The organism is Algoriphagus marinus (assembly GCF_001936475.1).
GTDB lineage: Bacteria > Bacteroidota > Bacteroidia > Cytophagales > Cyclobacteriaceae > Algoriphagus > Algoriphagus marinus.
Window position 1 is genome coordinate 46,309 of sequence record NZ_MSPQ01000012.1, and the last position, 12,619, is coordinate 58,927.

At 39.6% G+C, this 12,619-nt stretch carries 5 protein-coding genes; all 5 read right to left on the reverse strand.

Features of this window, described 5'->3' with window-relative positions:
- Positions 1-13 precede the first annotated feature (13 nt).
- A complete protein-coding gene (gene sov / locus BVC88_RS17000; protein WP_449353816.1) occupies positions 14-7,144 on the reverse strand; it encodes a T9SS outer membrane translocon Sov/SprA in 7,131 nt (2,376 codons plus the stop codon).
- A gap of 12 nt (positions 7,145-7,156) precedes the next feature.
- On the reverse strand, positions 7,157-7,750 hold the full coding sequence (gene ruvA, locus BVC88_RS17005; RefSeq protein WP_075351922.1) for a Holliday junction branch migration protein RuvA: 594 nt from the start codon (positions 7,748-7,750) through the stop codon (positions 7,157-7,159).
- Positions 7,747-10,017 carry an NADP-dependent malic enzyme gene (locus BVC88_RS17010; protein WP_075351923.1) on the reverse strand — a complete coding sequence of 757 codons (2,271 nt, stop codon included), beginning with the start codon at positions 10,015-10,017 and terminating at the stop codon, positions 7,747-7,749. The genes ruvA and BVC88_RS17010 overlap by 4 nt, the downstream gene beginning before the upstream one ends.
- Positions 10,018-10,040: 23 nt before the next feature.
- The gene (locus BVC88_RS17015) at positions 10,041-11,138 is read right to left on the reverse strand and encodes a DUF4837 family protein (RefSeq protein WP_075351924.1); all 1,098 of its coding nucleotides are present in this window, start codon (positions 11,136-11,138) and stop codon (positions 10,041-10,043) included.
- 113 nt (positions 11,139-11,251) lie between these two features.
- A complete protein-coding gene (locus BVC88_RS17020) occupies positions 11,252-12,619 on the reverse strand; it encodes a LysM peptidoglycan-binding domain-containing protein (RefSeq protein WP_075351925.1) in 1,368 nt (455 codons plus the stop codon).

Sequence of the window (12,619 nt, forward strand, 5' to 3'; positions counted from 1 at the left end):
GTAAGTTTGAAATCTATTGAGATAAATTAAATCTTAATTGTCCACCAAATGAAGTCGAGGCTCGTTTGTATGCAGTAGTCACTCGAGGATCATTAACGGTGCGATCAAAATAGAAAGTTAAATTCAGGTTCTGATTGATCAGATAACTTACAGTTGGTCTGATTTGTAAACTTAGATTTCCATTGGTAATTGTACTGGCTTCTTCAATTTTTCGCTGTACAGTTCGAGTATCTACTATACGTGTGTCCATACGGAATTGAAGGTCATTTTTCAAAACAGTTTGCCTTCCTTGAATTTTGAAAGGAATCTTCATTCCAGCTTTGATGTAACCTATGTTGATACCAATGTCGCTGCTTCGCTGTTCGGTAACTTGGGAATTAGAAAAATTAAGGCCAAGGTTCCGTTCTTTATTGTAGTTTATCGAAATATTCAATCGATCTTTTGTCAATAGATCGATTCCGATCAAAGGACTAAATCGTTCCGAAAGTACTACCTGATTTAATACATAGATTGGAATGAATTGGCCAGATTCATTTACTTCTGTAGGAACTGGAATGTTTTGTAGTGTATTGTATAGCTCTAATCCACGCTGGTATTGAAGTGAGTTTGAGAAGTTGCTTGCATCATAATTAGACTCGTAAGCATGCGTGATATTAATGCTACTGAAGATATCCTTTAATCCATTTAGCCTAGAAAGGCCGCGATAATCCAGTCTCCAATTTGGTAATGGAGTTTTTGGAAATGGATTTAAATTAATTTCAGATGCACTCTTACCCCTATATGCAGCTATAAAAGATGGAATAAGTACATCTTGACCATTTAAGGCATATTCCCCTCCCGTGATTGAACCATCAAGTCTTGATTTAATGATTGCTCGATTGTTTTCAAAATCGGTAAATAGTGGAGATATATTATCAAAATCATCACGACTAAATGTCGTTCCTATCATAATTGTGGTTATGCTGTAAGCTCCAATTCTATTTGGACTTATCGAAAGGTATTCCCCAGGATTATCAGTTGAGTTTCTAAAAATCTCTTGGTAATCTCCTATTTCCCGTTTGGTAGCATTGAGGGTTATTCGGAAGTCCTGAATAGGCTCTACAATACTTCCAAACTTCATGTTTACCGCTCTGTTTTGAGAAAAAGGCTGCGTCAATTCGGCACTTGGCGCCATTATTCCTGCATTTGCAAAATCATTTCTAATGGTAGGATCTTGAGACCCAAATAGGAATCCTAGTCCAGGGTTATTAAATGCTCGGTCCATGCCTAACAGACCAGTGTTAGGGAGATACCCTGGAAGGAATGTTCCTTCGATTTTCCCGACGGTAAAAGTAAATTCTTTAACCATCATTAGCGCTTTAATGATTTTGTTGGTAAAAGGCGTGCCTATTGTGTCTTCTGCGTTTATACTTTCTCTTCCTGGGATACTAGGCCGCTTAGGAGTATTCAGTGCGGCGAGCTTTTTATTTTTGTTATATAATTTAACAAGGTCTAATTTTCCAATTATTGATTGGTCTCGTGTGTTTTGGATAGCGTTACCTAAGGTGTCTTTCTGGCCAATCGCACCTGTCATCCAAGTATAGGTTGTCCCATATCTGTATTCCGCACGAATCCAATCGGTAAGTGGAGATTTATCAAATGGTACAGTATAATTCAGTGTCGCATTTTGGTTATAATTAGTTCTTCTACCAAAATTCCAGAAATTAGCTCGTACAGAATCAGACTTTTGCTCTGTATCCAAATCTCCTTGAGGTTCATCTACAACTGCAAGGACACTCGCTGTATAATCTACTCGAAGATTTTTTGTCAAATCCCAGTTGACCGTATAGAACCGATTCATAAAAAAGCTCTTCTGGAAGAGTGGATCAACCCCTGAAGTGCCCAATTGGTCATTTCTATATTGAGACCTCAAAAACCGCCGATCTACATCGAGTCGCGCCAAAACTAAAGTTGGAGACAAATTCAGATTAAAATCTTTGATCAACCTCAAATGTGGAGAATTCAAGAACTCTGAATTCTTGAAAGGTTCAATACTCCAAGGTTTTGGTTGATAGCTATAAGTAATGTTACCTCTATAAGTTTTGAAATTATAGTCTTGGATTTGAGCGTTAGTTTGTGTCACGGTCCCGTAAGCGTAGGAAAGTGAAAAATTGCTAATATCGAAGAATCTGCTTTTTGCATCAGGATTAGTTTTTATTTTCCTGACGTTGTTGAAACTGATATTTTTTCTGTCCATTTGATCTAATGCAATTTCACGATAGGCCTCTCGTTGGGCATCCGTTTCAAATTTTTGCAAAGCAACCTCAAATGGAACATCCGGATTTAAAGGATCATACTCGGGCTTGGTCGTTGAGTTTTCGATACTGAAGTAGAAAGGAATACTTACACCAAGAGCTTCAGGCAACAATTTATGGATGTCTACATTGGTGGAGATATCATATTGTGTTGTAGCAGTTCTTGATCGCTGGGAAAGTCTGGTTTCTAATCCGCCAAATCCAATTGAATTATGACGAATCGAAGCAGATACCACAGCCACATCTGCAATTTTTGCATTTAATAAAGCATTGGCAGCCCAGCCATTTGATTTGGTTGCACCAGTCACTCTGAGCTCATTTGCCCATATACAAACGCTTCTACTTCCGCCACCATTTAGGCCTGGGTTTCTCACACCAATCATCGAGGATTGGGAGAGTGATAATTCCGGTCTTCCAACTACCGTCACCTTATATTGTCTTATTTGCTGAGAAAAAGGAAGGTTGAGGGGCACTTGGTTATTGTCTCTGGCGACTTTTACACCTACAATTTCTTGGATTGCTATGTCAATTTCGTTTTCCAAAGGCCAAATCTGCCTCGGATCCCGAGTACCTTTTGGAGTGATAATCAAAGGCACTTCAATCTCATAGTAGTTGTCTGTATAGTCAGTTCCTAATCGTAGGAATGCAGTTATCTCCCCATCCAATGCATCTTCACTGTCAGCGTGGAGGAACATTTTGATTCGTTCAAACTGTACCAAATCCAAAGTGACATTTTTAAATACTGCCCGGGCATCTTTTGCTTGAAGATCTTCTACGCATACTCGAAGTGATTGCTCATTAAGTCTTCGCTCCACGGTAGAAGTATTGTCACGATCCCGTATGATTCCCGGAGGGAGTACATATGGACTTTGAGTGGCACTTCCTTGACTGTTTTCCTCAATTCCTACTACATCTACGGTCACATTTGAATTGTCAGGTTCCGGTATTTCGAAAAAACCTCTTTCAAAAAGAGACTCTTGGAAGACTCGCCACTGACTCCCGACCATTCTGAAATTTGCCATACGCATGACTACCGGCTGTTCAAAATCCGTCAAATATGTACGGATCCATCGGATTGATTTAAAGCCCGTTATATTCCCTTGAACTCGGTCGGGTTGTCGAACAGGAATTCGAATTAAATACCAATCTACACTTTCACCTGCCTCGACGTGAGTGACTTTATCTACGATATAATTCCTGCCCACTTCCAATTGACCAGGTCGAAGATCTAACTCATACTCGTAGTAGTTTTCAAGTTCGTTAATTGTGTTATCAGTATTCAAATCCTCATTGTCTGGGAGGTTGGAGCCAGATGGAGTATATGGGAGGTTTTGGTTAGCAGTGACTGGAGTATTTTGCTCCATTCCGTTAAATTTCTTGTAGCGCTCCAGAATTTTTACATTATTCTCATCAAATCTTTCATCAAGGTAATATTGAAAAAAGTCTGCGGAAACGTCCTGCTCGATTGTATTTCGAGCTTCCTGCGAGACGGTGATTCGATCTAAAAATCTACTTCTGAAGTAAGCTGGCTCGTCTTCATTTTTTAATCCATCAAAACCTACGTCTTGATTTATACGAGAGGTCTCTGAGTTATCGAAAGCGGGTAGTAAAAATTGTTCTCTTGTGATTCTTCCCCATTCATTACTTCCGGTTTCTGCAGGGTCGCCATCTGCAGGAAGGCCATTTTCAAAAGCATGCCTTCCATCCTTCATCACATCTTCTGAAATATCACCCAGGTTGATGAACATTTTTCCTCCGGTAGTATTATTTTGATTGAATACCCCATCTAAAACTCGTCCATTTTCACCTTCAATGAATGGGTCTAATAGCCAAAATTCCAGGTAATCAATATTGGTTCTGTCAAAATCTACTTCAGTAGTAATTGCACGGGTAATTGCACCATAGTTTCGTTTTGGGTTTGGTAAGAAGCCTTCAAAAGTCAAGTCCGGATTGTAATTGTACATTCCTCGTTCGCTTGGGAAAAACGCAAATTCAAATAAGGGCTCTGGAGTAATGATAACTTCCCTGTCTTGCTGAGGGAAAATCTCCTGAGGGAGAACTCTCCTTACATAATGATTCCTTCTGTCTTCCCGGGTGATATTACTTGGGACTCCAGGTCCGTTTTCTCTGTAAAAAATATTATCGATGTTATACCAAGCTACTCGGGCTCTTCTGTAAGTCGCGCCTAGGTTGTCTTCAGTTTGATTACTCAAGTCAAAGCGATTGTCGTTGGTAGCAGGAGTAGATCCTAATTTCCAATTTTGATTGGCAGCACCACCTAGATTAAATGGTGTCACCGCTGCCTCAAAGTCATCAATATAGGATGCCTGCTCCCCATTTACCTGATTGGATGTGCCTGGAATTAGATGTGCAAATTCACCACTAAAATTAACCATGGAGGCTTCCTTCGTATCGGTAAAAGGTAGTGCATCAGCAAGTTTGGTTAGAAAACGCGATTCGCTGCTATAATTAGCATCTAATCCCCACATGCTATTTCGCAGCGTTTCACTTCCAGTTGCTATTCGGGTTACGTTTGGTCTTTCATTGAGGTAAAGAAAAGTACCTCCCAAATTGAATTTGTCATTGAAAAGATAGTCCAGCCTTGTTCCAAGTAAACTTCTCGTTTGAAAAGAAACCAAATCAGCTTTTTCAAAACTGACATTAATCTGCTTTCCGGATTGAAGAATTGCATCGTTGATGATTACAAGTCTCCCGGTATTGTAATCAACTGTGAAATCTACTCCTTCAGTAAGTGGGATATTCCCTGCTTGTACGATAACTGATCCTGGAGAAATATTCAAACCGGGGAGTTGGATTTCGCTAGCTGAACCAGCAGTCAATCGACCCTTAATGAAATATTTATTTAATCGGGTGACTAGTTCAGCATCAGCCTGTGTAGTTCGATACAAGGTATCGTAGACATATTTGTCCTTAAGTACAATTTCCGATTGGGTGAAATTTTTCTCCAGATTTGACCCGAAAGGCTCCAAGACTGGAAAGACCAAAAGCCCACGATTAGTCAAAATGGTCAACCCTTCTACAAAGTCGAAATTACCGTCGGGAGCGGGGTCGTTTTGAGGATTTAAATTATCTAAACCTGTTAATCGAATGAGGGGAACATCTTTTACATTTTGACCTTCCAATAATGAAGGATTATCTAAACCAGTGCGGTCGTCACGATAGATCACCTGTAATTGGAAGCCATCTCTCAAAATCTGATTTGCATTCAGTGAATAGACGTTTTTCATCATCAAATCCCAAGTTGGAATTCGTGGGTTAATTCGTGCCGGTCGAAGTAGCTTTAAGAAAATCATTTGATCTTCGGCGAGATTCTGATAATCTTCAGTCAATTCACCCACTTTATAGACTTGACCATTATAGGTGTATTCGAAAGAAACTGCCAAGACTTCATCGTTTTGCAATCTTCTGAAAAGCGAAAGATATCCGAGCTGTTTATTAAAGAAAAATTCAGTTTCATCCAGTTTTCTGGCGCCGTTGATTTGTTCAAAATCGACTCCTTTTCGTAAACCTAGACTACTTTCTATTTCTCGCGAACCTGTATCAAAGGGTCTGAAAGCCGGATTGTTTGAAATCGAGGAGTAAAGATTGTTAGCATTATTTGCCGCGGGTGAAGTAGGGTTTCCAGTACCGATTGCAGGATTATTTGGATTGAGGAGGACTCTTCCTTCCCCTAGATCTACAAATCCAGCAAAATTCCGAAGCGTCTCCGTATTTGTAGCCCGGTTCATTATATAGACTTCGATACGAGTTACATTGACTCCGGATAGGACTTGAGGAAGTCCTCTCAACCAACGCTCATAATTGTCTCTGAAAAAGTGAGAAAGAAAGAAATGTCTGTTTTCATCGTATTTCGAAGCTTGTATATCGAATGTTCTGCCTTGTCCATTCGCATCGATTACCAAATTATCTTGTCGACCTCGTTGAGTGGAGGCAACTGCAGTGACATTCAGTTTACCAAACTGCATTTGAGTCTTGACGCCAAAAAGATTCTGTGCTCCCTGAATCAGTCGATTCTGTACAGGCATGCTTACATTGCCGATTTCGATTGATTTTACAATATCTTCTTCAAAACCATTAAACTCGACTTTCAACTGATTCTGAAAATCGAAAGAGTTATTGGAATCAAAATTCGCCCCGATTTTAACCTTTTCACCCAAGGTGCCATTGACGGCCATTTGTATCTGCTGGTCAAAATTAAAACCTCCATTTTGTTGTTGACGGATTGGAAGAGTCGGGTTATCTATTCTTCTGAAAACTGCCCCAAAATCCAGATTGACATACCCAGATGGCACAATATTGACGTCACTCCCTCCAAATAATCGATCAAATGTAGGGCTAACTGTCAAGGGAGGAATCAATCCTCGTCCTTCTACAGCGCTTTCACCATCTCCTCCTCGAGCTCTACTCCTCCAATAATCTTGTCGGTTTTTGTATTCTTGGATCTTTGAAAATTCTTCAAAATCATACTCTTGTTCATTCCCTACCCGAGTGGAGTCTAGTTCATCTACGATTTTGTATCGTAGGGTTGAATCCATTACCACGGTTAAGTTTTGAGTCACCGGAGAGGGTGAATAGTAAGGGATTTTGGAATTAAAAAAAGGGTTTCTTGGGGGGAATAGGGGATTTGTCCTCATGTTTTGCCAAAGCAAATACGAGGGAGTCATTCTCCTAAGATTCAATGAATCAATCCGAGACTGAGTGCTGTCAGGACTGGTTTGTTGAGCCTGGGAAGGGTTAAAGGCGAGCAAGAGGCCAAATAGGATGATGAATTCAAGCCAACCTGCAAGAAACCTTCGCCTGAAAAAAGTCAGTGTCTTCCGAAAGTTCAATACAGCTAGAAATTATGGTGTCTTTAAAGATGCTTTAATTAAATCTTCTAATGAAATTTCTCCTTCTGTTTTTTTCAGCACCAAAGCTATATTTTTTTCAGCTGCAGCTTTTTGAAAACCAAGGGTAATTAATGCTTGTAACGCTTCTTCTCGGATTTTAGTATTTGATTTCAAGAATCCCAAAGAAGAAGTTGTATCTGTCCCTGATTTTCCAACTTTATCTTTTAATTCTAAGATAATTCTTTGAGCTGTCTTGGCTCCAATGCCCTTGACATGTTGTATGGTTGCTACATCACCTGAAAGGATCGCATGCTCAATTTCTTCGGTACTAAGTGAAGAAAGAATCATTAACCCGGTGTTTGGACCTACACCATTGATTCCAATTAATAATAAAAATAAGCGCTTTTCTTCCTCTTGTTTGAATCCATAAAGTGTGTGTGCATCCTCTTTGATATGAAGAAAAGTGAGGAGCCTGATCTGCTCCTCATCTTTTATTTTGCTATAAGTCTGGAGGGAGATTTTCACGTGATACCCTAAACCTCCTACGTCAATGATTACATAAGTAGGATCTTTGAAAACCAATTTTCCACTTACATAGGAAATCATATTGAATCGTTCGTTTGGGCATCTACCACGGCGATGGCTACCATATTTACGATTTCTCGTATGGAGCTACCTAGCTGGAGAATGTGAACAGGTTTGTTCATTCCAAGTAAAATTGGCCCAATCGCTTCGGCATTACCAAGTTCAGAAAGAAGCTTGTATGCAATATTTCCTGAACTCAAATCTGGGAAAATAAGAGTGTTTGCTTTTTTTCCAATCAGCTTGGAGAAAGGATACATATCTCTTTGAATCTCCTCATTAATTGCAACGTTCGCCTGCATTTCACCTTCTATAATCAAATCCGGATATTTTGCTTTAGCGAGTGCAGTTGCTTTTGCAGTTTTGGCAGGGATATCTCCCTGAGCAGAGCCAAAGTTTGAATAGGAGAGAATAGCTATTCTTGGCTCCATATTGAAGAATTTCACTGCCTCAGCCGTCAAACCAATTATTTCCACCAATTCTTCGGCTGTTGGATCGAGATTTACTGTAGCATCCGCAAAGAAGAAAGGTCCCTTATCTGTATTCATGATATACATACCAGCTACCCTTTTTACTCCTTTTTTCACCCCTATCGAATGCAAGGAAGGGAGAATAGTCTTCGGATAATCTCTGGTCAAGCCCGAAATAAAGGCATCTGCCGCTCCAGTTTCTACCATCAAAGCACCGAAGTAATTTCGTTGAGTGACTAATCGTGAGGCCTCTGAAATACTCATTCCTTTTCGCTGACGCTTTTCAAAAAGAATGGAGGTGAATTTTTGTATCATCTCCTTTTCCTCAAGCGGATCGATTATGGATACGTTTGAAAGATCAAGCGAATTATCCTGGATCAGACTTAGGATTTTTTCACGATTTCCTAATAAAATAGGGTTTCCTATTTTTTCATCTTTGATGATCTGGGCTGCCTTAAGGATTTTTCGATTATCTGCCTCTGCAAAAACTACTCGTTTTGGATCTTTCTTAGCTCTTGCAATAACCACAGACATTAATCGCTGATCAATTCCGATTCGCTCTTGAAGTTCTAATTCATACGCATCCCAATCTTTGATTGGAAATTTTGCAACACCAGACTCCATTGCAGCCTTTGCAACCGCCGGGGCAATTGTAGTAATGAGTCGTGGATCAAGTGGTTTTGGAATCAAATACATTCTTCCAAATCCTAATTTACTTTCGCCGTATGCCTTATTTACAATATCTGGAACTGGTTCTTTTGCAAGTTTAGCAATTGCTTTTGCTGCAGCTAACTTCATTTCTTCATTGATGGCAGTGGCACGGACATCAAGAGCTCCTCTAAAAATGTATGGGAAACCCAATACGTTATTCACTTGGTTAGGGTGATCAGATCGGCCTGTAGCCATGATTAAATCTTCCCGGGCTTCGATTGCAAGTTCGTAAGGTATCTCTGGATCCGGATTTGCTAAAGCAAAAACGATTGGATTCGGAGCCATTAATTTTATTTGATCTTGGTTGACAATGTTTCCCGCAGAAAGTCCCAAAAAGACATCTGCATCTTTAAGTGCATCTGAAAGGGTGTGTATATCACGATCCGTTGAAAATTCCTTTTTGATATCATCAAGATCAGGTCTGTCATTTCGGATTGCACCTTCCTTGTCGCACATCACTAGGTTTTCTCGTTTCACCCCAAGAGACATATAGAATCTGGTACAAGAAACAGCTGAAGCCCCCGCGCCATTTACAACAAGTTTTATTTTAGTAATATCTTTTTCTACGATTTCAAGTGCATTTAGCAATGCAGCTCCAGAAATAATCGCAGTCCCATGCTGATCATCGTGCATCACAGGGATATTCATTTGTTTTTTGAGCTCTCGCTCTATTTCGAAGCACTCTGGTGCTTTGATATCTTCTAGGTTGATTCCGCCAAAAGTGGGCTCTAAAGATCGGATGATCTCTATTAATTTCTTTGGGTCTTTTTCATTGATTTCAATATCAAATACATCAATTCCTGCAAATTTTTTGAATAATACCCCTTTCCCCTCCATCACAGGCTTAGACGCTTCAGGGCCGATGTCTCCTAGTCCTAAAACAGCAGTTCCATTTGTGATAACTCCGATGAGGTTTCCTTTGGCTGTGTATTTATAGACGTTCTCCACGTCTGCTTCAATTTCTTTACAAGGCTCAGCCACTCCAGGGGAATAAGCAAGAGCGAGGTCCATTTGACTGGAAAGTGGTTTGGTTGGGACTACCTCAATTTTGCCAGGTGAACCCTGTGTATGATAATTGAGGGCGTCCTCTCTGCGAATTTTAATTGCCATAAAAAGCTAAAATTATTTTTGGGTTAGGTCTCCTCCTGCTCCTCTTTCCAATTTATATCTGTGTTTAGAAGAATGGTCTCTATCTCTCGAAGGGCATCTCGATGTACCTCATTTGGGTAATACACGAAACCTTCAAGGTAGTAAAGTTTTCCTTTTTCTTCGTCAACCATCAGATAGCCTAGGTATGTTCCACCCATGCTTAAGTTGTTGGTTCTCCAGGAAGCCCTGATTTCGGTGGTAAAATTATCATTTATCACCATGTTTCGGAAGGCTGGGGGGATTTGTTTTTCCGTTAATACATAGGAGGTAGGATCCTCTGGATCTCCAAAAATATTGAATCTTGTAACTGAGTCTCTGATTTTGAGGATGTTCTCAGGAAAAGTTTGAGATTCATCAACATAATCTTCCACATGAAAAATTAAACTTATATCTGGCCGGTTGGCAGTTGGTGTGATTTGCCTTAACCATAAAAATCCTTTTTCGGACTTTGCTATTTGATAAGACGCGGGAACATTGATCTGAATACCTATGTTTTTTTTAGCTTCCGCAGCGGCTTCTGTATTTTTTCTGGCAAGGATAATTCTTTCTAATCTTCCCCTTTCCCGAACTTCAAATAAATTTTGAAGGCGGCTTCCATTTTTCTTGAGATTGGTGATGAGTTCATTCTCATTATTTCCAAAAAGATATAAAACCTCTTGCCCAATTGCATATTCATCTTCCATACGAAGCGAATATATACTTGGGTCATTCATTGCTTTCTCCTTGGACTCTTTCGAGAACTGGGAATTAATGACTTGACTGGATCCTCTCTTATCATCAAATGTTGTCACATAGATCAAATTGGTGGACATTTTCAGCATCCGGGTCATTGCTCTAGGATCTACAATATTGACTTTGAATTTAGCTTCTGACCTAAACATTCCAGGGAGATCTGATTCAAAGATATTTCTCAGTTCATCACCCACAGGACCGGCCCATTTCACTGAATCGATGACCATTATGATTTCTCCAATGGAACCACGTGCCTTTGGTTTGGAGCTGTCTGCCATACTTCCATCCTGGCTACAAGAGAAAAGGGCAGCAAATATTAATGTTAAAATACAGCTTGATATAATTCGCATGGGGGTTGATTTTCTATTCCTCGATTAAATTAACTACTTAAAAATACTTATCCTTTTTTAAGGCTTAATTTTCAATGGAGTTAAAAAAAATTAACAAACAGGAAAGATTAGGTTTAGCCGATGATAAGCTTCTGTCCAGGTTTGATATTATTGGTATTGAGGTTGTTTAATCTTTTTAGCTGCTCTACCGTCAATCCTGGATTCTTTTTAGAAATGATCCAAAGCGAATCTCCTGGTTGAACTGTATAGAGGGTTTGTCCTGTCGGAGCAGTGCTTACTTGAGCTATGGTCTTTGATTCTCCCGGTGCTACTTTAAGTTGCTGACCTACTTTGATGAGGTTTGAGGATAAATTATTCCACTGTTTGATCTGTGAGACGGTTACTCCATGTCTGCTTGCAATAGATCCTAATACATCCCCTGATTTTACTCGATATGTAGCAAAACTGGCAGGAGTAGGGTTCGATTCATTTTCTACTGAAGCTAAAAGCATTAATGGTTCGTTATTCAATGAATCAGCTATCCATGTTAAATTCTCCTTAATATAAGATGATTTGCTTTTAGGGACCCTGATCGCCATTGATCGATTACTTTCAGGGACTTTTTTATTTTTAATCGAAGGGTTTAATTTTTCCAAATCAGACACACAGAGATTCGTAAGTTCTGCTAGTTTGTCCAAGCTGAATGCTTTATTGAATCTTATCTGTTCGTGATCCAATGCATAGGTAGGATCTTCTAATTGGAAGTTGTGCTCCTCAAGATGGTTTAAGACATATAACATGGCTTGAAACTGAGGCACATATCCTCTAGTTTCACGCGGTAAATAATTATAGATTTCCCAAAATGTTTTCTTTCCACCAGATCTTCGAATGGCTTTTCTAACGTTGCCTGGGCCACAATTATAGGCTGCCATTGCCACTTCCCAATCTCCAAACATCCGATAAAGCGACTTTAAATATTTTGCTGCAGCCTCTGTTGATTGAATTGGATCCATTCTGTCATCAACATCAGAATTCACTTGCATACCATACATCCGACCTGTTGCTGGCATAAATTGCCAAAGTCCCATTGCTCCGACCCTAGACCGAATCTGAGGATCCAATCCTGATTCAATGATAGATAAATATTTGACTTCCAATGGCATTTCATGCTTTTCCATGGTTTCATCAAAAAGCGGAAAAAACAATTCTTTTCGGGACATTACCATTTTAGTGTAATCCCTATTTCGAACTGTAAAATATTGGATGAAAGAAAAAATACGATCATTTAGCTCAAAGGACATCTCTACATCCATTGACTTGATTCGCTCATTGATTTCTTCGTAAGTAAAATCTGGTATGTATTCGTATTTGTAGTTTGGTAATACCTCTTCCTCTGTAGGTGCAGATGCTACGGTCTGCTCGTCTTGTGAAAAAGCCTCAGTCAGTGGAATCGAGCAAGTAATAAATACAAGGAGGATTTTGCTGAACATTGTCTTTTTCAT